This window comes from Polyangium mundeleinium (genome assembly GCF_028369105.1).
Taxonomy (GTDB): domain Bacteria; phylum Myxococcota_A; class Polyangia; order Polyangiales; family Polyangiaceae; genus Polyangium; species Polyangium mundeleinium.
The window spans coordinates 5,334,371-5,355,416 of sequence record NZ_JAQNDO010000001.1; the positions used below are offsets into that span (position 1 = coordinate 5,334,371).

Below are 21,046 nucleotides of genomic sequence, written 5' to 3' on the forward strand. Positions count from 1 at the left end.
CCGAGACCCCGGCGAGGGCGCGGAGCTGCTCGACGAGGGTCTTGTGGGAGGGATCGATCGGGGTCACGTGGTATGTTTTACAGGGGTCGGGCGAGGGATTTCAACGATGGGCGCGCGGGCGGGCGCGGCCTTTCGCGGCATCGCTCGTGCAGACATGGCAGCGGTGAGCAAGACGGTCCCCGGGGGGCCGATTGCATTCGTCAGGAAGGGAGAATGACCATGGCCGTGCTCTCGACGTCCGCCTGGGTGCTGCATGATCTCGGCCTCGCCGCCGGCTTCGGCGGCCCGCTCTTCGGCAAGCTCGCGCTTTCACGCGCGGTCCAGGACATCGGCTCCGAGGAGGAGCGAGGACAGGTCCTGCACGACGCATGGAGCAACTACAACGTGGTGACCGAGGCGAGCCTGGGCGTCGCGGCGCTGACCTGGTTCATCGGCCGCGCGGCGATCTCGGGGCGATCGATCGACAAGGAGACACGCGGGCTCGTCCTCGCGAAGGACATCCTGCTCGGCGCCGCCGTCCTCACGGGCGCGGCGAACATCCTGAGCGGTCAAGAGCTCGGCAAGCAGGCCCCGGAAGGCGCGGTGCCCGTGCAATCGGGGAGCGAGCCGTCAGCCCGGACGCCCGAGAAGGCGAGGGGGCTCCTGCGGTGGTTGAACGTGATGGGCCCGATCAACCTGGCGTGCACGGCGGGCGTCATTGGCATCACCGCCATTCTGGCGATGAAGTCGGGGCAGTCGACGAAGTGGAGCTTCCTCTCGCGGCTCCTGCCCTGAACGGACGCTCGTCCGGATTCGAAAAAAAAACGCGGCGCGCGCGGCTCTCGGCCCCGGGCGCCGCGTTTCTTTTGGGTATCAGGGAGCGGCCTTGGCCTTCACGTGTTTGTCGAGGAACTGGATCATCGCGGGGAACGCGACGAGGCGGTTCTTGCGTTTGGCGATGCCGTGGCCCTCGTCCTCGAAGGTCATGAGCTCGACGGGCAAGCCGCGTTTCTTGACGGCCTCGGCGATCTGGCGCGCCTCGCCGATGGGGACGCGAGGATCACGGGTGCCGTGCACGACCATGAGCGGGGCCTTGATGCGGTCGACCTTGTGGATGGGGCTCACGCGGTCGAGGAAGGCGCCGTCCTTCGCCAGCGATCCGTATTCGGCTTCGCGCAGGGCCCGGCGATAAGGCGCGGTTTGCTTGAGGAAGGTGCGGAAATTGGCGATGCCCACGATGTCGACGCCGGCCGCCCATTGATCGGGGTAGAGCGTGAGCCCGGCGAGGACCATGTATCCCCCATAGCTGCCGCCCATGAGCGCGATCCGCGTGGGATCGACGTCGGGGCGGGCCGCGATGAACTTGCCGACCTCGGAGAGATCCCGGACCGAGTCCTCGCGTTTCTCCTTGTCGTCGAGGTGGGAGAACGATTTGCCGTAGCCCGTCGAGCCGCGCACGTTCGGGGCTGCCACTGCATACCCGGCGAGCACGAGCGATTGCACGAGCGGGTTGAAGTTGGGCTGGGCCTGTCCCTCGGGGCCGCCGTGCACGGAGATCACGACGGGCCGCTTCTCGCCGGCCGCAGGTGCCATCTGGTAATAAAAAAACGAGACGGCGCGGCCGTCGGAGGTCTTCATCGTGACGAGCTCCGGCGGGACGAGCTTCGACGTGTCGATGCCCGCATGGTGGCTTTTCGTCGCGCGCGCGACCGCGGCGGTTGCGACGTCGACGCGATAGACCTCGGTCGGGAGGTTCGGGCGTTCGAGGCCGACGAAGGCCGCGTCGCCGGTTGGGGCGAGGTTCACGCTCGTCACCACGCCGCCGAGGTCGGCCTTCTTCTTCGAGACGACCTTCCGCTTCGCGTCGAGCGTGACGACGTGCACCTCCTCCACGCCGTCGACGTTCACCGTGAGCGCGACGATGTCCTCGGGCTGGGAAGCCTCGGCCTTGGGGCTCGTGTACGCGGGGACGGTGACGTCCTGCACGTCGTGATCGAGTTCGAAGATCGGGGTGATCTTGCCAGTGGCGACGTCGAGCGCCACGAGCGAGAGGAACTCGCGGCCGCGATCGGTGAGCACGAGCAAGGACTTGCCGTCGCGTGTGAAGCGCGGGGCGCCCCAGCGCTCGTCGCCCTTGTGCTTGGTGAGGAGTTTTTTCGTGCCGCTCTTCGCGTCGACGAGCCAGAGGTCCTGATCGAAGCCGGAGCGGACCTCGATGACGACGACACGATCGCCGTCGAAATCGGCGACGGCGTGGCTGCCCGAGAGCTCGGCGATGGGCTTCTTGCCGAACGAATCTTTCTTCGCGGGCAGCGCCTCGACGTAGAGGTCCATGTCCTTGCCGTTGCGTGCGTTCGAGGTGAACGCGAAGCGCTTGCCGGCGTCGTCGAAGACGGGGAGCGTGTGCTTGACCTTGGGCGCGTCCGTGAGCGCCTGCGTGGCCTCGGGCTTGTCGCCGGCCGCGAGGTCGAGCCAGTGGATCTGATCGTTCTCGTCGCCGCCCTTGTCCTTGAGGAACACGGCCGCCGCGCCGCCCGGCGCGATGCGCAAATCCGAGACGCGATCCGGGAACTTGGTGAGCTGCACCGGAGCCTGCGGCTCGGCCGTGGGGGCCGCGTCGAGCGAGGCCGAGAAGATCTGCATCGTGCCCGGAGCATCCGAGAGGAACAGGAATTTTTCGCGGCCGATCGCGCGGGGGGCCGTCGCGCGGTGCACGTCGAGGAGCTGTTCGAGCGTGATGCCCGACGAGGGAGCGGCCTCGGCAGGAGGCGCGGGCGTCGTCCCCGGCGAAGGCCCGAACGTGGGAGGGACGAGGGCGGCCGGGGGGACCGGCACGGGCTTCGGCGGCTCCGGCGAGGCGCAGGAGGCGAGGCCCGTGGCGACGAGGAGGGCGAGTCGCGGAAGGCGCATGCGCGCGATGCTACCAGACGCGGCGCGATCAGAAACGGCCGACGAGGCCGATCCCGGTCGGCGAGACGAACGGCCGCACCGAGACCTCGGAGGAATCGGCAGGCGGGTCGGGCGGCTTGCCGAGGAGCAACATCGCGAGCCCCGCGCCCGCGGCAAGGACGCCCGCGCTGCCGACGATGTCTCCGGCGAGCGCGAACCTGCGCGCCTGCGCGGCCTCGGGCCCGTCCTGCACGGGGGCGTCTGCGGCCTTTTGAACACCAATCAATCCGACCGTGAGGCCCGACGCGAGAGCGACGGCGCCGCCGGCGAGGAGGAAGATCGGCACGATGGGCTGCTCGGGCGGGATCGGCGGTGTGCCGCCGCCGGGCGGTTTCACGGGGCCGGGGCCGGGTCCCTTCGGGCCGAGCGGCACGAGCGTCACCGTGATGGCCTTCTGTTCGCCCTCGCCGACCTTGGCCCGCGTCGTGGCCTCGCGGTAGCCCTGGGCGCGCACGACGATCGTGTGCTCGCCCGGATCGACGATGCGCGGCAAGCCGAGCGCTGCCTGCGGGACCTCGGCGCCGTCGACGCGCATGCTGAGCGCGGGCGGCGCGGCGGGGGCGATGTGGATGTCGAGCCGACCGACGCGCAGCTCGAGCGCGGCGATGGCGTCACGCGCGGGCTGCTCGTACGGCTTGTTGGCCGCGTTCTGCAGATCCGCCTCGACGAGGAAGGCGCGGAAGCTCTCGAGGGCGTCGACGAGGCGGCCGATCTCGCGGTTCGCGACGCCGAGGCTGTAGAGGGTGAGCGGCGCGCGCCTGAGGGCGAGTGAGCGCATGTATCGCTCGCGCGCCTCGGCCCAGCGGCCCTCCTGCGCGAGCTTGGCGCCGTCGCGGAAGAGCTCACGCGCGAGGGCGACGTCCGCAGGGCTCTGCGCATGCGCGAGCCCATGGCTCCAGAGCATCGCGGCGAGGACGAGGGAGGAGACGAAGCGCCTCGGGATCACGGTCAAGGACGGTAGCGCTCCCCCGCGGTGATCAAGGTGCCGTTGTCGAGCCCGCTCCAGAGGAGGATCTCCTCGCCGGTCCAGACGGCGACGCCGTACTCGTGATCGGCCATCGAGGGCCAGGGCGGGATCGCGCTCCACGACGCGTTCGTGACGTCGTACGCGTGGCCGTCGAGCGCGATCTTCTGCGTCGTGTCGAGGCCGCCGGCGAGGACAGCGCGGGTGCCAGCGTAGCCCGCGACGCCGGTCCGGCCCATCGGCGCGGAGCGCTTTCCGTTCGCGGTCGTGGAGGTCCACACGTTGCTCATCGGGTCGTAGATCGCAGCGTCTTCGAAGGCTGCGCCGGCCACGTCGCGCCCGCCGTGCACGAGCATCGTGCCGTTCATCCACACGGTGAACGCATCATACCGCGCGGTGGGCGCGTTCTGCGTGGAAAGGCTGCGCCACTTGTTCATCACGGGATCGTAGCCAAAACTCTCGTTCGACGCGCCGGCGGCGAAGGGGCGGCCGCCGAAGAGGAGCATCTCCGTGCCGGACCAGACCCAGCCGGTGTTCGTCCGCGCGTTCGGCGCGCTGGCGGTGCTCATCGAGCTCCACTTGTTCATGGCGGGGTCGTAGAGCGCGCCGCCCGCGATGGGCGAGCCGCCGCTGCTGCCGCCCCAGATGAGCACGCGGCTGCCCGTGGAGAACGCGACGGGCGCGCGCCGGCCGATGGGCGCGATGCCGACGTCGCTCCACGTGTCGGTCGCGAGATCGTAGAGCTTGCCTGTGTTCAGCGCGGTGGAGCCGTTCGCGGGGCCGCCGCCCCAGACGAGGACACGCTCGCCGGTCCACACCGCGACGGCGTCGACGCGCGGCTCGGGCGCGCCCATGCCGCTCACGGCCGTCCACGCGTCCGTCTTCGGATCGTAGAGCGCGCCGTCGCCGAGCGCGCCCTGCGCGTTCTGGCCACCCCACACGAAGAGCTTCGTGCCCGCCCACGCGGCCGCGGCGCGTTGCCGGGGCGCGGGCGCGTTCATGGTGGTCATCTCCACCCAGCCGGGCTGACAGACCCCGCCCGCACACGCGTGCCCCGCGAGGCAGTCCTTGAAACACGTGCCGCAGTGCTGCGGGTTCGAATCCAGGATCGCGCAGACCTCGCCGCAGGCCTGCGTCTCCCCGCCACACTGGAGGACACACGTGTTGCCGAGGCACTCGTGATCCGCGGGGCAGTCCGCGGTCTCGCAGCACGCCGCGCAGCCCGTATCTTCGCAGCAGCGCTCGCCGGCCGCACACGCCTGCCCGCAGCCTCCGCAGTGCTCGACGTTCGTCGTGACATCGACGCACGCGTCGGCGCAACACGCCTCGCTCGCGCTGCACGAGTTGTTGCACGGCGGAGCGCCGCCGCCCCCATCGTTTCCGCTGCCGCCCGTGCCCGTGGCCGCGGCCCCGCCAACGTTTTCGAGGGGTTTGCCCGCGAGCTCCGACTCGGCGAGCAGCGAGCACGCAACGGGCGTGATCAGCAGGGGAAGAAGGAGGAGCGTGAGCGGCGTGCCACGAGCGTTCATGAGCTCAGAAATTGGGTTCGGTGGGGACAGGCATGTTCGGACCCGGCCCCTTCTTGCCGCCGAGGGGCTTCGTGACGTTCGGCGCGTTCGTGCCCGGCGCGACCGGCTGCGCGGAGGCATCGCTGCTCGCGCTCGACGCAGGCGCGGCGCTCGGATGCGGCGCCGCGGAGGGCATCGCGGGGAGGATCGCGGGCTTCGTGTTGGCCTCGCTCGGCAGCGGCGCGGTCAGGGCCGCGGGCGCGCGCGCGCTCGCCTCGGTCTGCGTGGACGTGTCTCCCTGGAGATACATCCACGCTCCCGCCGAGGCTGCGCCGACCGCGAGCGCGAGCGGCCCGATCCAGAGCGCGGGCGAGCGTCGCTCGGGCGGGCGCGTGCTCGTCGTCGGCGAGGGGACGCTCGAAGGAGGGCGGACGGGACCACTCGTCTCGGCGTCGCCCTCCGCGCTCTGCGTCGCGGGATCGGCCGCCTCGCCGTCGACGTTCGACGGCAAGCGCAGCGGAGCGATCTCGCGCTCGGAGATCATGCGCGGCCGCGGCGACGAGGGCTGCAGGGCGGACATCGGCGGCCTATCGGAGAGCGGCCGATGCTCCTCGGGTTCGAGCCAGTGGGCGCGGAGCGAGTTGCCCGCGGCGTCGGTCTCCACGCCGTGGCTCTGCGCCCACGCCGCGAGCGCGGCGCCGAGCTCGCGCATCGACTGCCAGCGATCGTCGGCCTCTTTCATGAGGCCTCGTTGCACGATCGACCAGAGCTCCTCGTCGTCGATCTCGTGCTCGGACCAGGGCTCCGGTTCGCGCAGCAGGATCGCGCTGAGCAGCGCGTTGTAGTTCCCGCCGTCGTAGGGCTTCAGGCCCGTCGTGACCTCGTAGAGCATCACGCAGAACGCCCAGATGTCGGTGCGATGATCGACGTCGCTGCGGCCACACGCTTGCTCGGGCGACATGTAGTGCGGGCTGCCGAGGATCACGCCGGCTTGCGTCGTCGTGCGCACGACCTCCTCGTGGTGCAGCTTCGCGATGCCGAAGTCGACGATTTTGGGCACCACGGCGCCGCGATCGTCGGTCACGAGCAGGACGTTGTCGGGCTTGAGATCACGATGGACGATGCCCTTCGCGTGCGCGGCCGCGAGCGCGCTCGCGACGGGCAGGAGCGTGCGCACGGCGGCCGCGGGCGAGAGCCTACGCCGGCGCGAGATGGTTTGCCCGAGCGACTCGCCGTGCAGGACCTCCATCACGATGAAGGGGTCCTTCTGCTCCGTCGTGCCGAAGTCGAACACGCGCACGATCGAGGGATGCCCGATGCGCGCCGCGGCCCGCGCTTCTTGCAGGAGGCGCTGCGACGCCTCGGCCGTGGCGAAGTCGCGGCGGATGAGCTTGACGGCGACGTCGATGTCGAGCGTGAGGTTTTTCGCGAGCCACACCGCGCCCATGCCGCCCTCGCCGAGGACCTTCGACAGCCGGTACTTGCCGGCGATCACGTCACCAGCGAGGTAACTCGTGGCGGGCGACGCCTCGCTCGGCGTGGAGCGCGGCGGCGTGGAGCGTGGCATTCCGGATCGGGGCGCGTCCTGCGTGTCGGCCATGGCTCGCGCCTCCGCCTCCGAGGGCGCGGGGTTCTCCGCTGCGCCCGTGATCGCGGCAGCGCTCGGCGATCGAGCGGACGCGGGCGGGTGTTGGGACGAAGGCGGCATGAGGAAGCGAAGGGTACGCCCGAGCCGGGCACGCGAATCCAGCCGAACTATACCGCTCCCGCCGGACTCTCCACAACCCTCGCCGAGGTCCGGCTCTACGGACTCTCCCAAAGGGCCCGGGAAGGCGCTGAAATTCCGCCCTGGCGGCAGGGGGCGGCGTGCGTCCGGCGCGCTCAAGGTCGCAGCCGATCGAGCAAACCGACGAGCGAGGCCAGCGCGAACGCAAGGCCGAGGGCGTAAAGCGCGAAGAAGGTGGCCGGCACCGTGGCCTCGAGCCCCGAGAAGCCGAAGCGCTTCTTGCCGCGTGGCGCGTAGAGCCCCTCCCACTCGCGCGTGAAGACACGGTAGCTGCCGACGAAGCGCCGCCGCTCCATGCGCCGGAGCTGCCGGTAGCGCCAGTCGACGAGGGCTTCGTACTGGAGGATCGTGCGCTTCCAGAGGCGGCACGCGAGCATGCCGATCAAGAAGAGCGGGATCGTCACGAACGCGAGGCGCGTGCCCGTGAGCGCGAGGTCCTTGATCAGGAAGGCGACGACCGCCGAGAGGCCCGCGTTCACCGTGAGGAACGTCTGCGTCGTGCCGCGCCTGCGCTCGACGAGGCGCTCGGTGCTGTCGAAGAGCAGGCGGTACTCGTCGAAGGCGTCCGTACGCACCGGCGCGTGCGATGCGTCCACCTCGGCGAGGATCTCGTGTACGACGTGGCGCTCGACGTCCTCGGCCGAACCCTCGTCGAGCTCCGCGAGGTCCCCGCGCGCGGGCAGGATGTCGGCGCGCAGATCGACGAACGGGGCGAGCGCGGGCCGATCGATGGCGACGAGCAGGAGCTTGTCGGTCACCTTCACGAGCGCGGGGAGGAGCTCCTCGGGCGCGCCGATCTTTCCGGCGGCGAAGCTACGATCGACGAAGAGGACGATCGCGGCGGCGGACTTTGCGGCGCGGCTGAACGAACGGGCGGGATCGGCGCTGTCGTCCTCTTCGGGCCAGCGCTTCACGCGGAGGCCGCGCTCTTCGAGGCGCTCGGTGATGCGGGAGGCGCGGCCGTCCTGGCTCGGGGCAGCGACGACGAGGACCTCGGCCGGCGATGCGTCGTGCATGATGGCTCGGCGCATCAAACCAAGAGATCGCACGTTTGAAAAGCATTGAATCGTCGTCCCGCGGCGGCGAGGGCAGATGACGGGCGTCCACCGTTCGGATATCGTGTTTCTTCCGAGAAGGCGGGCCACCCGCGCGTGGTGGCCCGGACGCCGTCGGTGCCGGGAGCGAGCCGGCTTTCTTATTTTTCAGGAGGACGAACGATGAGCGGTTGGACGATGCGCGGCGCGCTCGTGGGGGCGACGATGGTGGCGTTCGCGGCGATCGGTATCGCCTCGTGTGCCCTGACGGATTACCAGCCCCCGACCGCGAATACCGGCTCGTCGACCGGCGGCGAAGGCGGAACGGGCAGCACGGGCGGAATGGGCGGGCGCGGGGGGACGGGCGGCGTGCCAGCAGGGCCCGGGGGCGCGGGAGGAGGCAGCGGCGGGGCGTGCGACGAGCCCAACCAATGCCTTCCGGGCGTGCCCTTCAAGGACGGCTGGACCGGGCCTTACTGGGGCAAGCCGACCACGTGGAACGAGAACGCGGGGGCATGCCCCAACGGCAAACTCCCCGAGATTTTGTACGCGGATCCTGCCAAGGCCGAATGCCTGCCGTGTGAGTGCACGATCAACCCTGGAGCCACGTGTGTCGGCGCGGTGCTGTCGTGCTGGGCGAACGGCTGTGATATGGGCACGCCCGCGAACTTCGATAAAGGGTGCATCTCGGGCGAGAGCATGCCGGGCGTCACGCTGCTCGGGACGTCCTATTGTCGGGCGACAGGTACTTATCAGGTCACGACGGTGAATGGCCAGAAGACCTGCACGGCGTCGGGGGGCACCCTCGTGAATGACAACCACTGGGAGACGAACGTACACCTTTGCCCGATCGAGGCCACCTTCGCCTGCACCGACGGCGGCGCGTGCGTGACCGTGCCCACTGGCAAGTACAGCGATTACGCGTGCATCAAGAAGGCCGGCGCGGAGGCCGCCTGTCCTTCGGGCTGGGATTCCCTGCCGAAGGTGGCGTACGCTCAGTTCGACGATCAGCGTTTTTGCCCGGGCTGCGGCTGCGTCGCGAGCGAATTGCATTGTGATTCCTCGAATGCGTTCAAGAAGGCGGGGATCAATTGCAGCGGGGCGGGGAGCCCCATCGGGAACTGCGCCTCGTTCAACGCGCTCGAAGCGGCGAACATCGTGCCTCCGAAGGTGACGGCCGGCGAGGGGCTTTGCCCGGCGGCCCAGCCCAAAGGCGAGGTGCATGCGAGCGAACCCACCACGATCTGCTGTCACAAGTTCTTCTGACGACGCCGAGCAGCCCCGACCCTCACCCCGCCGGCGCCTTCGCGCCGAGCGCCTCTCCCATGCGACGGATCTCCGCCACCTTCTCCTCGAACGGCGCCCAGTCCTCGTGTGCGTCGATCGCGTGCCAGAGCGATTCGATCTCGTCGATGAGCAACGAGCACGGGGCATCGCCCTGGAAATATGGGTGCGAGAGCGCGTCGGGGCGGGCGGGCGTGTAGAGCTCGAACAAGCTCCGCAGCGCGTCGAATCGTTCTCCTTGGTAAAACCTCGACGCCTCGCTCGCCCGCGCGCGCGCCTCGCTCTGGACACCGCCGTACCAGTCGAAGAAGAATCGATCGAAGGGGACCTGGCTGTCTTCGAGGAACAGCTCGATGGCCTCGGCGAGGCTCGCGTCGACATCCGGATCCGAGGGCGAGAGGCCCATCCGCGCGAGGAACGCGGCCGCGCGCGCCTCGCGCAGCGCCGGTTCGAATGCGCGCACGGCGGGGGCGAAGGCGGCCGAGGGGGAGACGAGGCGCAAGGCATCGGCGAGGCGCGTCAGGTTGAGCGCCACCGCGCGCGGCTGCTGCCCGAAGGCATACAGGCCGGTGTGATCGAAATAGGCCGCGATGAACGAGGGGTCGTGCGTGGGCAGGAAGCGATACGGCCCATAATCGAAGCTCTCGCCCGTGATGTTCATGTTGTCGCTGTTCAAGACGCCGTGGACGAACCCCGCGGCGGTCCACGCGGCGACGAGCCGGGCCGAGCGCCGCGCCACGGCCTCGACGAACCGGACCGCCGGATCCGGGCCTCCGGCAGCCTCGGGCACGTAATGGGTGATGCAAAAATCGAGCAATTGGGACAAACGCGCGACGTCGCGGTGGTAGGCGTGCCGCTGGAACGTGCCGAAGCGGATATGGCCATGCGAGAGGCGGACGAGGAGGGACGAGCGGGTGGGGGAGGGTTCGTCGCCCCGGAACAAGGCCTCGTGCGTCTCGAACAGGGAAAACGCCTTCGACGTCGGCACGGAGAGCGCTTCGAGCATCTCCGCGGCGAGCACCTCGCGCACGCCGCCCTTCAGCGTGAGCCGCCCGTCCCCGCCGCGCGAATACGGCGTCGTCCCGCTGCCCTTCGTGCCGAAATCGAGGAGCCTTCCGTCCTCGGGATCCTCGAGCTGGGCCAGGAGAAACCCGCGGCCGTCGCCGAGGTACGGGTTGTACACGTCGAACTGATGTCCGTGGTAGCGCAAGGCGAGCGGCGCGGGCAGGTTCGCCGGCAGGGGCTCGAGGCGACCGAAATGGCGGTCCCATTCCTCCGCGTCGAGCTCGCCGAGGCCGAGGCGGCTGGCCCAGCGCTGGTTGCGAAAGCGAAGCGTGCGGGTCGTGAATCGCGCCGCCGTGACGACGTCGGCGAAGCCGTCGCCGAGCAAGGAGATGCGGGGCGCGGGGCGGTAGCGGGGGGTGATCGGCATGGGCACGGGGGCTTGGGGGCGTAGCTCGGCTTGTCCGAGCGTAGCCCCAATCGGGAAACGGGGAGTCATCTAAAGCACCTCGGGGCCGCTGGCCAGCGCAAGCGTGCCGTCTGAACCATGACGCCCTCGGTTGCGGCGGCCGGGCGGCTTCCCTTAGGATGTGCCCCGATGTCCTCCTACGATCCACCGTTGCTCCTCGGTCAACCCGAGGAGGCGCTCGCCCAAAGCTCCCTCGAAGGTTTGCCCTTTGATGCCCTGGTCCTCGTCGCGCCCTCGCCGATGAGCTCGCGCGCGACGCTCACGGGCCCCGTGTCCGCGGCGCTCGCGTGCGCGCTCAAGGCCGACGCGGCGCTCGATCGAGGCCCGCGGCCTCCCGCGGTGATCGCGGCGCCGGCGCTGCCGGGGGGGCGGCTCGTGGTGGTGCCGATGGGCGCGCTTGGCGAGGACACGGACGACGTGCGCAGCGTGGCGGAGGCCGTGGCCGCAGGGACGAGCCGCGCGGTGGATGCGGGCGCGACGCGGCCACTCGTGTGGGTGCAAGCGCCTTCGGGGCCACGGTTTGCCCGCGCGCGGGAGGTCGCGGCGCTCGCGGCGCTCGGCAGCCAGTGGGCGCCGGTGGAGGCGCGGGAGGCGAGCAAGGCGCCGCGCACGGCCGAGGCCGTGGGCGTGGTGGGCCTCGACGAGGCGCGGGCACGGTCGCTTTCGGCGATCGATCACGGACGCGCGCTCTGCCGTGACATCGCGGGCACGGAGCCGGAGCGCATGGCGCCGCGCCGGATCGCCGAGCTTTGCGAGATCGCGTTTCGCGGCACGGGCGTGCGTGTCGAGGTGGAGCACGACGTGTCGGGGTATCCGCTGCTCGCAGCGGTGGCGCGGGCGTCGATGGGAGTCGAGCGTCATCGGCCGTGCGTGGTGCGGCTCTCGTACACGCCCGAGGCGCCGGCGTCGCGGACGCTCGTGCTCGTGGGCAAGGGCGTGACGTACGACACGGGGGGCGCGGATTTGAAGACGGACGGGCACATGGCCGGGATGTCGCGCGACAAGGGCGGCGCGGGCGCGGTCGCGGGGCTCGTGCTGGCGGCTTCGCTGCTCAAGGTGCCGGTGCGCGTGGTGGGGTTGCTCGGGCTCGTGCGGAACAGCGTGGGCGACGAGTCGTTCGTGAGCGACGAGATCATCCGCGCGCGTTCGGGCGTGCGGGTGCGCATCGGGAACACGGACGCGGAGGGGCGGCTCGTGCTGGCCGATCTCTTGGCCGAGGCAAAGACGATCGCGGAGCGCGCGTCCTCGCCGACGTTGTTCTCGGTCGCGACGCTCACGGGCCACGTGTACCGCGCGTTCGGGCCGTACGTCGGCGCGATCGGCAATGGCCCGGCGCAACGTGCGGGGACGCTCGATCTCCTGGATCGGCTGGGCGAGGCGTGGGGCGAGCCGGTGGAGAAGTCGAGGCCGCGGCGGGAGGATTATTCGTTCGTGGCACCGCGATCGAGCGCGGAGGACGTCGTCAGCTCGAACCGATTGGCGTCGGTGAACACGCCGCGCGGGCATCAATTCCCGTTTGCGTTCCTCGATATCGCGTCGGGCCTGCGGGGCGATCGGATCCCGTTCGTGCACCTCGATATCGGGGGCGTGGTGGTGGATCCGCCGGATTGGCAATTTGGGCGGCCGACCGGGAGCCCCGTGGCGATGCTCACGGCGCTTTTGGGGCAGCCGGCGGAGTAGGGCAGACGAACTCCCTCGTCGAACGAGCGCTCACGGCTCGTCGGGCGCCGCGGAGAGCGGGCGCTGCCGTAACATCTCGGCGAGCAGGTCGCGAAACGCGGTCACCTTGCGTGGCACGTGCTTCCGGCCCGGATGCATCAGATAGACCGTCCCCGTGGTGACGACCCACTGCGGCAGGACGCGGACCAGGGTGCCTGCGGCGACGTCGGCGTCCGCGGCGAACGACGGGAGCGTCCCGATCCCCGCGCCCTGCTTCAACACCTCGCGCAGAAAGGACATGTCGTCGCTCGCCACGCGCGTGCGCACATCCACGGCGGTCCGGGATCCCGGCTGCGTGAGGTACACGGGGGATGTCCCGACGAACCCGACCCAATCAAACGACGCGAGCTCCTCCGGCGTGCGAGGCGCGCCTCGTCGGGCGACGTACGCGGGGGACGCGTAAAGCCGGAGGTTGATGGTGCCGACTTTCCTCGCGATGAGCGGCGAATCCCGCAAAGGCCCGACGAACACCCGAAGCGCGAGGTCGAACCCTTCCGCCGCGAGATCCACCAGCTTGTTGGTCAGGTGCACCTCCACCTGGGTGCTCGGATACCGCGTCGTGAACCGCGTGACGGCCTCCGCGAGGACGGCGGCGCCGAGATCCACGGTCGTGGTCACGCGGAGCAGACCCGACGGGGCCTTTTCGCGCTCCGGCAGATCCGAGAGGGAGAGCTCGAGCGCCGCGAGCGAAGGCGCCACGCGATCATAAAGGGCCGCGCTCGCCGTGGTCGGCGACACTTTTCGCGTCGTCCGGTGAAACAGGAGGATCCCGAGCGATTCTTCCAGCGCCGCGACAGCGCGGCTCACGGTCGAGCGAGGCACCCCGAGCCGCGCGGCGGCGTTCGAAAAGCTGCCCGTGTCGTGCACGGCGATGAAGGCGCGGACGAGGTTCAGATCGATTGTTGCCATCTTGCACCACAGACGCTCGACAATGAGGATTGTCCACAACCTAGCACGAGTTTAGATTCGGGGGGTCTTTCAAGGAGGAGAGCATGTCGAATCAAGCGTTTCTCGTGACGGGTGCCTCGGGCCACCTCGGCCGGCGCGTGCTCGAGCTTCTGCTCGCTCAGGGCGTGGGACCGATCGTCGCGACCACACGAACGCCCGACGCGCTGAAGGAGTTCGCCGCGAAGGGGATCGAAATCCGACGCGCCGATTTCGAGGACGAAAAGGGCCTCGCCGATGCTTTTCAGGGCGTGGGCCGCGCGCTGCTCATCAGCACCGACGCCCTCGATCGTCCCGGTCGCCGCCTCGCCCAGCACGCCGCCGCGCTGCGCGCGTTCGAGGCGTCTGGCGTGACACACGTCGTCTATACATCGCTCACGAACCCACGCGCTGGCTCGCCCATCCTCATTGCAGGGGACCATCGCGAGACCGAGGCTGCGCTCGCGGCCTCGCGCCTCGATTTCACGATCCTGCGCAACAACCTCTACACCGACCTGCTCCTTCAATCGCTTCCGCAGGCGATTGCTGCGGGACAGCTCGTCGATGCGCGCGGCGAAGGCGCGATCGGGCTGGTCACGCGCGAAGACTGCGCGCGCGCGGCGGCCGCTGCCCTGGCCGGGGCCGCCGCGGGGCGGCGTACGCTCGATGTGACGGGGCCTGCGGTGGTGACGAGCGCAGAGATCGCAGCGATCGCGAGCGAGCTCTCGGGCCGCACGGTGCAGCACGTGTCCGTGACGCCGGACGCGCTCGAAGCTGGGCTCGTGCAGCACGGCCTCCCGTCGGGCGTGGCCAAGGTGCTCGTCTCGTTCGACGTCGCCGCGCAGAAAGGCGAGCTCGCGGTGGCAACGAGCGTGGTGAAGGATTTGACCGGCCACGCGCCGCAATCCGTCGCCGCGTTCCTCGAAGCGCACCGCGCGGCTCTCGTGCCTGCACGGAGCTGAACTCCCGCGACCCGGCCGCCCCCGGACCAGGGCGGCAATCACGAGGGTCGTCTGCATGAGGACGCAGGCCTGGGCGTTCGCGTAAAAAAGAGCTTGTGTCCGGGCGCCCACTAGGCCATCTCTCGGCCCCATGTGGCGGATCTTCCTGGCAGCCGCGATGTTCCTGGCGCTGAACGGGTGCGGCAACGAGTGCAGCTTCAAGGAACAATGCAATGGCAACGTACTGGAGATCTGCGGCGAAGGACCGGACCAGGTCGTCAACCGGAAGGTGAGCAGTACGCCCTGCGAGGCGCCCAACGAGGTTTGCGTCGAACCCACGGAAGGCATGGCCTATTGCGCGCGCGCGCCGCAAACCACGTGCGACGACACCTTCGACGGCGCGTGCGACGGCACGGTCCGGCTGATGTGCAGTCCGAAGCTCATCAACCCCGAGGGGGCTCCCCGCTTCGTGGTGGCGTTCGACTGCGCGGACTCGAACCAGACATGCGTCGACGAGGGAATGACGGCACGCTGCGAATAGGCCACGGCCCCGAAGCTCCCGAAGGCTCGACCCTCACGCGGTCGGCATGGACGTTCTGGATACGCGTGGAAGGCTCGGCATTCCCGCGCGGATCGTAGAGCGCCCGCGCCTGCGCGGAGAGCGGACCGGAAGATCAGCGTGTCCCGTAATGGAACACGCCGCTCGGGATCGCGAGGTTCGTCGCCGCGACCCACGCCTCGGCGCCGGCCTCCTTCTTCGCAAAATCGACCACCAGAGACTGCACCTCGAGCCCTTCGAGCGCGAGGTTCTCGAAGGTGCGCCCCGCGTCCTCGGAGCGCCATATTCCTTCGCCCCAGGTCCCGAGCCATACCCGCCGGCCGTCGCGTGGATCCACCGCGAGGACACGAATGTCGCGCATTGGCACCTGGCGCTCTTCCAGGCGTCTGCCCGCTTCGCTCACGAAGAGCCGCGACGACATGAACCCGCCTTGCACCACGTAATAAGAGCCTCCGCCCGCGAAGACCGAGGGGGCCGGCAGATCGAGGGGCCCGCGATCCTGAAAACGTTTTCCCCCGTCCTCACTCACGAAGACATGCGCGCCCACGGCCACGACGCGGTCTCCATCCGTGGCGACGCCGGTGATGGAGACGCCGTCGATCACCTTGCTCTGGTGTCCGCTGCGCTCCACGCGTACGAGCGCGCGGGGATGAGCGACGAACAACGCATCATCGAGCGCGGCGCCGTCGGGCCCCCGCGTGCCCTCCCCCCACCCGAGCGGGATTTTTTCGAGGGAGGCCCCGTCGTAGCCCCACGCAAATTGGCCCTCGACGTCGACAAACCACGCCCGATGCGCGCCCGCGCCGATCACGTGCACCGGGATATCGATGCCGGGGACCGGGACGAACGCGCCGTCCTTTCCGAGCGAAAACACGTCTCTGCCCCCCACGGCGAGCAGCGGCCCCTGCTCGGCGCGAACCAGCGCAAGATTGTTCCATTCGTCGGTGCCGGCGATTCGTTGCCACGCGCCGTAGCGCGGCGACACGAGGTGAACGACGGACAGGGCGAGAAGGGACACGTGGAGGAGCGCGAGGCTCGCGACGGCGCCGCGCCGCACCTTCGGCGACGTCGATTCGGGCAGGAGGCTTCCGAACGCCGTCAGATCGAGGAGGAGGCCCAGCACCGACAAGAGGACGGTCGCCGCGTACATCCCATGCGCGAAGGCGATGGGCGGGAAGACGAGGAGGAACACCGACCACGCGGCGACCTTCACCAGCGTAACGAAACGCGCGACCGAGAGCACACGCGACTTCTAGCAGTCCACGCGGGCTCGGCGGACGACAAAGTGGCGTTTTTTTTACGAGCCCTCGGCGGAGGAGGAGGGCGCCTCGCCCCGGCGGTCCACGACGAGCGGGTAGATGATTTTCGAGGTCTGCTGGCCGCGCGCGGTGCAATTCGCCGGGCGCGGGGGGCGGAAGAACGGCGGGCCCTTCGTGGGCGGCGGCTCTTCGGGACACACGACGTCGCTGCCGACCTCGAATGGCTCGAACGTCGTCGCCCCGAGCACGGCGGCGAAACAGGCATCGATGCTCGGATCGGCGCGCGTCGTGAGGTCGTTCCGATCGGCCGTCACGGCCTCGATCGTCCCTCGCTCGGGGACGATGCGGGCGACCATGTACACGTGTTCCCCCGGGCGCACGCAGGCGCAGGCCACGTCGTAGAGCGGGTTCATGAACCGACCGGCGTACGCGGCGGGCAGCCGGAGCACGCTCGCGCCGATCTCGTGAGGCGTCCACCGGAAGGGGCAACCGGCCGTCGAGACCGGCGCGCGTGGCATCACGGGCGGGGAAGGGTCTTCGGCGGGGGAGGGCGCCGAGGAGACCGCCGGCGGAGGCTCGACCGCTGGCGGGCGCGTTGGGCTGCAAGCGAGCCCGAGGGCCGGGAGCATCATCGAAGCGGCGCGGGCGAGGACACGAACCATGGGGGCATGGAGGCCGCGGGGCGCGCGGAGTTCCCGCGCGTGCTTGCGACGTGCACGTCGGGTCCTCAGATCCAGCGCGGAGGTCGTATGAACAGGAAGGGGCCGTTCGCCTTCGTTGTGGCCCTGGTCGCCGTGGTCGAGCTCGGTTCCTCCGCCGCCGCGCAAGATACGAACACGACTGGCCCGGGCGCCGCCTCGGGCGAAGGCGCCGAGCCGCCGGGCTGCGTCTACCAGCGCGTGCTGACGAAGTGTTACGTGCGCGTAAAATTCTGCAACGAGCTGTACCTCTGTCCCGACGGAAAGGAATGGTGGCACGGCTGGAGAGAATGCGGCACCTGCCCGGGAAGCTCTGAACCGAGACGGTAGGTGCGGGGAGGTGTGATAAGGTCCGGCGGTGACCTCGTTCGTCCTGCGTCCGGCGCGCGTCGAAGACATTCCGTTGCTCGGGGCCATCGAGCGCGCCGCGGACGAGCGTTATCGGGCGACTCGCTATGCGTCGTTCCTGGACGGGGAGACCATCCCGCTCGACGCTGCGCAGCGGGCCGTCGCGGCCGGGCGCATCACGGTCGCCGAGGTGGACGGCGAGGTCGTCGGCTGGCTCTTCGTCACGCGTTTGGGCGCGGAGCTCTGCCTCGGGCAGGTGAGCGTGCTCCCCTCGCACGGACGACTCGGGATGGGCACGGCGCTCTTGCGGGATCTCATCGAACGGGCGCGCGCGGCGGGTGAGCGGACCCTCGTGCTGAACACGCAATCGGATGTCGCGTGGAACATGCCCTGGTACACGCGCCACGGGTTCGTCGTCGTCCCGCCGGAAGAATGGTCCCCGGAGATGCGCGCCGCGACCGAGGCGCAACACGAAATGGGCATCGACTGGGAACTCCGGGTTCACATGCGCCTCACGCTCGCGTGACGGCCTTCGCCGACGGCGTGATCGAGGGCGTCGAGGACGCCGCCCGCGCCGCCTTCGACCGGCCGAGGGCGCGGGGAAAATGTTTGTCCTTGACCCCGCGGACGAACCGACCTACCGGGCGCTCGTGCCCTCGTTGCTCCACGAAGCGCTCGTCGAGTTGTTCCGCAATCGGCCCGTGCTGGCTGCGGAGCTGCTCGCCGAGGCGCTCTCCGTGCCGCTGCCGCGCTTCACCGAGGCCCGCATCGAGGCGGCCGACCTGACGGACATCGTGCCACGGGAAAGGAGGGCTGATCTCCTCGTGCTCCTGCTCGAAGAGCGGCCGGTCCTCGTCATCCTCGTCGAGGTGCAGCTGCAGTGGGACCCCGACAAACCGTTCGTCTGGCCGGCCTACGTCGCCGGGGCGAGGGCGCGTTACCGCTGCCCGGCTTGCCTGCTGGTCGTGACCCCCGACGCGACGCTCGCGTCTCGCCTGGCCAAACCCATCGAGCTGGGACCGGGACGAGGATCCGTCGTGCCGCTCGTGCTCGGCCCGCAGGGGGTTCCCGTGGTGACGGACCTCGCGGAGGCGGCGAGGCGGCCCGAGCTGGCCGTGCTCTCGGCGCTGGCGCACGGACAAACGGAGGTCGCGCTCGACGTGGCGGTGGCGGCGCTCGCGGCGACCACCGGGGTCGAGGACAACGAGCGGAAGGCGCTGTACGCGGATCTCGTGCTATTTTCGGTAGGCGAGGCTGCGCGCAAGGCGCTGGAGAGGCTGGTGGCCATGCGAAATTATGAGTATCAGAGCGAGTTCGGCCGGGAGATGGTCGCCAAGGGCCGCGAGGAAGGCCGCGAGGAAGGCCGCGAGCAAGGCCGTGAGCAAGGCCGCGCGGAGGGGCTTCGACCGCTCGTGCACATGGTCGAGCGCCGGCTCGGTCGCGCGATGACCTCGGCCGAGCGCTCGTCCCTCGTGGAGCTGCTCCGCAAGCAGGGCCCGGACCGGGTTGGAGACGCCGTGCTCGATCTGTCGCCGGCCGAGCTCGCGACCTGGATCGGGGCTGCAAGCGAGCACTGACACAGGCAGATCCCTTGCGGCAGCGCGTGGCCGAGAGCACGTTTTTGGCGTTGTCGGAAACTGAGGAAACCAGTACAGTTTCCTTGGTTCCCACGGAGGCCACGATGCACACCCTGCCTGCCGGTCCCCGCTTCCCTGCGCTCCAGGCGCTCAAGCTCGCTCGGGACACGAAGCGTTTTTTCCTCGATGCCGTCGGTCGATACGGTGACCCGTTCACGCTCCCGCTTCCTCCGGGGGACGTCGTCGTCACGGGGGATCCCGAGGGGATCCGGGAGATCTTCACTGCGGATCCCTCCCTGTTCACCCCATACGCGGTCCTTCCGCTCGAACCGGTGGTTGGCCGGCATTCCGTGCTCCTGCTCGACGGCGCGCCCCACCGCCGCGAGCGCAAGCTGCTCACCCCGCCTTTCCATGGCGATCGCATGCGCGCCTATGGCGATCTCATGGCGGCCATCACGCTTCGCAAGGCGGCCGAGCTCTCGGCGGACGCGAAGTTCAAGGCGCAAGATCTCACCCAGGAGATTTCGCTCGAAGTCATCATCGAGACCGTCTTCGGGGTGCGGGACCCTGCGCGCGTGGCGCTCTTCCGTGAGGTGATTGTCGGCTATATCGAGGCGTACACGCCGCCGCTCATGATGATCGAGCCCCTGCGCCGCTCCTTTGGCGGCCTCGGGCCCTGGGCGCGTTTCCAGCGTTTTACCGAGCGTTTCCACGCCCTCCTCGCCGAGGAGATCGAGGCCCGGCGCAAGAGTGGCGAGGTCCGCGACGACATCTTGAGCCTCCTGCTCTCCGTGCGCGACGAGGAGGGAAGGCCCATGTCGAACGAGGAGATCGACGACGAATTGCGCACCATGTTGATCGCCGGCCACGAGACCACGGCCATTGGCATGGCCTGGGCGCTCGATGGGATCCACAGGAACTCGCGCATCCGGGACCGGCTCCTCTCCGAAATCCGCGAGCTCGGCCCGGCCCCGTCGCCCGAGGCGCTCGTGAAATTGCCTTATCTCTCGGCCGTCTGCGACGAGGCGCTCCGGCTGCATCCCGTGGTCGGCATGGTCTCGCGCAAGCTCCTCGCGCCGTTCACGTTCCGCGGCGTCGAGCTCCCGCCCGGGGCCTCCGTGATGGCGGCGATCGTGCTCGCGCATCACAACCCCGCCGTGTACCCGGACGCCGACGTGTTTCGGCCCGAGCGATTCCTGGAGCGCAAATTCACGCCGTTCGAGTATCTCCCGTTCGGCGGCGGCGCGCGGCGTTGCCTCGGGGCGGCATTCGCGCTCTACGAAATGAAGATCGTGCTCGGGACGCTGCTCTCGGCGCACCGCTTCCAGGTGCTCTCCGCCGAGCCGCCGCGCGTCGTGCGCCGCAACGTGACCCTGGGTCCGTCCGAGGGCGCGCCGCTCCGGTACCTCGGGCCTGTGCAGCGGGCCGTCGCGTGACGGCCGAGGCGGAGGCGCGCAGCCGCATCCTCGCCGCCGCGCGACGGCTCTTTTTCGCGCACGGGTTCGGCCGCGTCACGATGGACGAGATCGCCTCCGAGCTCGCCATGAGCAAAAAAACGCTCTACCGCCATTTCGCGAGCAAAGAGGTGCTCTGCGAGGCCGTCATCGACGCCACGTTCACCACGATCGACGTCGAGCTCGCGGCCGTGCTCGACGACGCGGCGCTCGGCTTCGAGGACAAACTCGAGCGCTTCATGCGGCTCGTCGCGGGCGGCTACGAATCCGCGCGTGGTCCGCTCCTCACCGATCTGCAGCGCGACGCGCCTTCGTTATGGGCGCGCGTCGATCAATGGCGAAGCAAGGTCGTCCACACGCGCACGCGCGCGCTCTTCGCCGCGGGCAAACGCGCGGGGGTCTTCCGGCCCGACGTGCCCGAGGACTTCGTCGTCCGCATCGTCATCAACAACGTGCAGAACATCCTCCGCCCCGACGTCCTCGCCGCGCTCGGGATGAGCTTTCCCGAGGCGTTCGCCCATTGCAAGACGCTGCTCCTCGACGGGATCCGCGCCAGACCCGAGGGCGGCGCGCGCAGCGCGGCCCCTTGAAT

Annotated in this window: 19 protein-coding genes; 10 read left to right on the forward strand and 9 right to left on the reverse strand. The window is 69.7% G+C overall.

All coding sequences use genetic code 11. The annotated features are described in order from the left end of the window. Positions 1 to 219: 219 nt before the first annotated feature. A complete protein-coding gene (locus POL67_RS21320; RefSeq protein ID WP_271919852.1) occupies positions 220 to 774 on the forward strand; it encodes a hypothetical protein in 555 nt (184 codons plus the stop codon). A gap of 78 nt (positions 775 to 852) precedes the next feature. Here POL67_RS21320 and POL67_RS21325 read toward each other — a convergent pair whose 3' ends face one another. The 5 genes from POL67_RS21325 to POL67_RS21345 all read right to left on the reverse strand — a co-directional run bounded on the left by POL67_RS21325 (position 853) and on the right by POL67_RS21345 (position 8,202). Continuing rightward, entirely contained in the window at positions 853 to 2,889 is a 2,037-nt protein-coding gene (locus POL67_RS21325) for an alpha/beta hydrolase family protein (RefSeq protein WP_271919854.1), read from the reverse strand. A 28-nt stretch (positions 2,890 to 2,917) separates the two neighbouring features. Further along, the gene (locus POL67_RS21330) at positions 2,918 to 3,874 is read right to left on the reverse strand and encodes a peptidase associated/transthyretin-like domain-containing protein (RefSeq protein ID WP_271919856.1); all 957 of its coding nucleotides are present in this window, start codon (positions 3,872 to 3,874) and stop codon (positions 2,918 to 2,920) included. Between the two features lie 2 nt (positions 3,875 to 3,876). Beyond that, positions 3,877 to 5,421 (reverse strand): Kelch repeat-containing protein, encoded by a 1,545-nt coding sequence (locus POL67_RS21335; RefSeq protein WP_271919857.1) that lies wholly within the window; start codon positions 5,419 to 5,421, stop codon positions 3,877 to 3,879. A 4-nt stretch (positions 5,422 to 5,425) separates the two neighbouring features. Beyond that, positions 5,426 to 7,108: a serine/threonine-protein kinase gene (locus POL67_RS21340; protein WP_271919859.1), complete on the reverse strand. Its 1,683-nt coding sequence runs from the start codon at positions 7,106 to 7,108 to the stop codon at positions 5,426 to 5,428. Positions 7,109 to 7,281: 173 nt separating this feature from the next. Further along, entirely contained in the window at positions 7,282 to 8,202 is a 921-nt protein-coding gene (locus tag POL67_RS21345; RefSeq protein ID WP_271919862.1) for a RipA family octameric membrane protein, read from the reverse strand. Positions 8,203 to 8,403: 201 nt separating this feature from the next. Here POL67_RS21345 and POL67_RS21350 point away from each other — a divergent pair, with 201 nt between their 5' ends. After that, complete coding sequence (locus tag POL67_RS21350) at positions 8,404 to 9,486, forward strand: hypothetical protein (RefSeq protein WP_271919864.1); 1,083 nt, start codon at positions 8,404 to 8,406, stop codon at positions 9,484 to 9,486. 22 nt (positions 9,487 to 9,508) lie between these two features. Here POL67_RS21350 and POL67_RS21355 read toward each other — a convergent pair whose 3' ends face one another. Then, complete coding sequence (locus tag POL67_RS21355) at positions 9,509 to 10,936, reverse strand: protein adenylyltransferase SelO family protein (RefSeq protein WP_271919866.1); 1,428 nt, start codon at positions 10,934 to 10,936, stop codon at positions 9,509 to 9,511. A gap of 168 nt (positions 10,937 to 11,104) precedes the next feature. Between POL67_RS21355 and POL67_RS21360 the strand changes: the two genes are divergently transcribed. After that, positions 11,105 to 12,655: a M17 family metallopeptidase gene (locus POL67_RS21360; protein WP_271919868.1), complete on the forward strand. Its 1,551-nt coding sequence runs from the start codon at positions 11,105 to 11,107 to the stop codon at positions 12,653 to 12,655. 30 nt (positions 12,656 to 12,685) lie between these two features. Here POL67_RS21360 and POL67_RS21365 read toward each other — a convergent pair whose 3' ends face one another. Then, positions 12,686 to 13,603: a LysR family transcriptional regulator gene (locus POL67_RS21365; RefSeq protein WP_271919870.1), complete on the reverse strand. Its 918-nt coding sequence runs from the start codon at positions 13,601 to 13,603 to the stop codon at positions 12,686 to 12,688. Positions 13,604 to 13,686: 83 nt separating this feature from the next. Here POL67_RS21365 and POL67_RS21370 point away from each other — a divergent pair, with 83 nt between their 5' ends. Then, positions 13,687 to 14,580, forward strand: coding sequence for an SDR family oxidoreductase (locus POL67_RS21370; RefSeq protein ID WP_271919872.1), 894 nt, complete (start codon positions 13,687 to 13,689; stop codon positions 14,578 to 14,580). A gap of 130 nt (positions 14,581 to 14,710) precedes the next feature. Beyond that, entirely contained in the window at positions 14,711 to 15,100 is a 390-nt protein-coding gene (locus tag POL67_RS21375; RefSeq protein ID WP_271919874.1) for a hypothetical protein, read from the forward strand. 133 nt (positions 15,101 to 15,233) lie between these two features. Here POL67_RS21375 and POL67_RS21380 read toward each other — a convergent pair whose 3' ends face one another. Both POL67_RS21380 and POL67_RS21385 read right to left on the reverse strand, forming a co-directional pair. Then, positions 15,234 to 16,361: a WD40/YVTN/BNR-like repeat-containing protein gene (locus POL67_RS21380; RefSeq protein ID WP_271919876.1), complete on the reverse strand. Its 1,128-nt coding sequence runs from the start codon at positions 16,359 to 16,361 to the stop codon at positions 15,234 to 15,236. Positions 16,362 to 16,415: 54 nt separating this feature from the next. Then, positions 16,416 to 17,039, reverse strand: coding sequence for a hypothetical protein (locus POL67_RS21385; protein WP_271919878.1), 624 nt, complete (start codon positions 17,037 to 17,039; stop codon positions 16,416 to 16,418). 87 nt (positions 17,040 to 17,126) lie between these two features. Here POL67_RS21385 and POL67_RS21390 point away from each other — a divergent pair, with 87 nt between their 5' ends. From POL67_RS21390 to POL67_RS21410, 5 genes are all read left to right on the forward strand, one after another. After that, a complete protein-coding gene (locus tag POL67_RS21390) occupies positions 17,127 to 17,405 on the forward strand; it encodes a hypothetical protein (RefSeq protein WP_271919880.1) in 279 nt (92 codons plus the stop codon). A gap of 28 nt (positions 17,406 to 17,433) precedes the next feature. Then, positions 17,434 to 17,949 (forward strand): GNAT family N-acetyltransferase, encoded by a 516-nt coding sequence (locus POL67_RS21395; RefSeq protein WP_271919882.1) that lies wholly within the window; start codon positions 17,434 to 17,436, stop codon positions 17,947 to 17,949. 79 nt (positions 17,950 to 18,028) lie between these two features. Further along, a complete protein-coding gene (locus tag POL67_RS21400; protein WP_271919884.1) occupies positions 18,029 to 19,000 on the forward strand; it encodes a hypothetical protein in 972 nt (323 codons plus the stop codon). Between the two features lie 104 nt (positions 19,001 to 19,104). Continuing rightward, positions 19,105 to 20,436: a cytochrome P450 gene (locus POL67_RS21405; protein WP_271919886.1), complete on the forward strand. Its 1,332-nt coding sequence runs from the start codon at positions 19,105 to 19,107 to the stop codon at positions 20,434 to 20,436. After that, a complete protein-coding gene (locus POL67_RS21410) occupies positions 20,433 to 21,044 on the forward strand; it encodes a TetR/AcrR family transcriptional regulator (protein WP_271919888.1) in 612 nt (203 codons plus the stop codon). Before POL67_RS21405 ends, POL67_RS21410 begins: the two co-directional genes overlap by 4 nt. Positions 21,045 to 21,046: the final 2 nt, after the last annotated feature.

What these genes read in the sequence shown, in the direction of transcription:
- POL67_RS21345 (WP_271919862.1), bottom strand. Translation starts at nt 8,202, where the DNA reads ATGCACGACGCATCGCCGGCCGAGGTCCTCGTCGTCGCTGCCCCGAGC.
- POL67_RS21350 (WP_271919864.1), top strand. Translation starts at nt 8,404, where the DNA reads ATGAGCGGTTGGACGATGCGCGGCGCGCTCGTGGGGGCGACGATGGTG.
- POL67_RS21325 (WP_271919854.1), bottom strand. Translation starts at nt 2,889, where the DNA reads ATGCGCCTTCCGCGACTCGCCCTCCTCGTCGCCACGGGCCTCGCCTCC.
- POL67_RS21340 (WP_271919859.1), bottom strand. Translation starts at nt 7,108, where the DNA reads ATGCCGCCTTCGTCCCAACACCCGCCCGCGTCCGCTCGATCGCCGAGC.
- POL67_RS21355 (WP_271919866.1), bottom strand. Translation starts at nt 10,936, where the DNA reads ATGCCGATCACCCCCCGCTACCGCCCCGCGCCCCGCATCTCCTTGCTC.
- POL67_RS21390 (WP_271919880.1), top strand. Translation starts at nt 17,127, where the DNA reads ATGAACAGGAAGGGGCCGTTCGCCTTCGTTGTGGCCCTGGTCGCCGTG.
- POL67_RS21385 (WP_271919878.1), bottom strand. Translation starts at nt 17,039, where the DNA reads ATGGTTCGTGTCCTCGCCCGCGCCGCTTCGATGATGCTCCCGGCCCTC.
- POL67_RS21365 (WP_271919870.1), bottom strand. Translation starts at nt 13,603, where the DNA reads ATGGCAACAATCGATCTGAACCTCGTCCGCGCCTTCATCGCCGTGCAC.
- POL67_RS21370 (WP_271919872.1), top strand. Translation starts at nt 13,687, where the DNA reads ATGTCGAATCAAGCGTTTCTCGTGACGGGTGCCTCGGGCCACCTCGGC.
- POL67_RS21375 (WP_271919874.1), top strand. Translation starts at nt 14,711, where the DNA reads ATGTGGCGGATCTTCCTGGCAGCCGCGATGTTCCTGGCGCTGAACGGG.
- POL67_RS21335 (WP_271919857.1), bottom strand. Translation starts at nt 5,421, where the DNA reads ATGAACGCTCGTGGCACGCCGCTCACGCTCCTCCTTCTTCCCCTGCTG.
- POL67_RS21320 (WP_271919852.1), top strand. Translation starts at nt 220, where the DNA reads ATGGCCGTGCTCTCGACGTCCGCCTGGGTGCTGCATGATCTCGGCCTC.
- POL67_RS21405 (WP_271919886.1), top strand. Translation starts at nt 19,105, where the DNA reads ATGCACACCCTGCCTGCCGGTCCCCGCTTCCCTGCGCTCCAGGCGCTC.
- POL67_RS21360 (WP_271919868.1), top strand. Translation starts at nt 11,105, where the DNA reads ATGTCCTCCTACGATCCACCGTTGCTCCTCGGTCAACCCGAGGAGGCG.
- POL67_RS21400 (WP_271919884.1), top strand. Translation starts at nt 18,029, where the DNA reads ATGTTTGTCCTTGACCCCGCGGACGAACCGACCTACCGGGCGCTCGTG.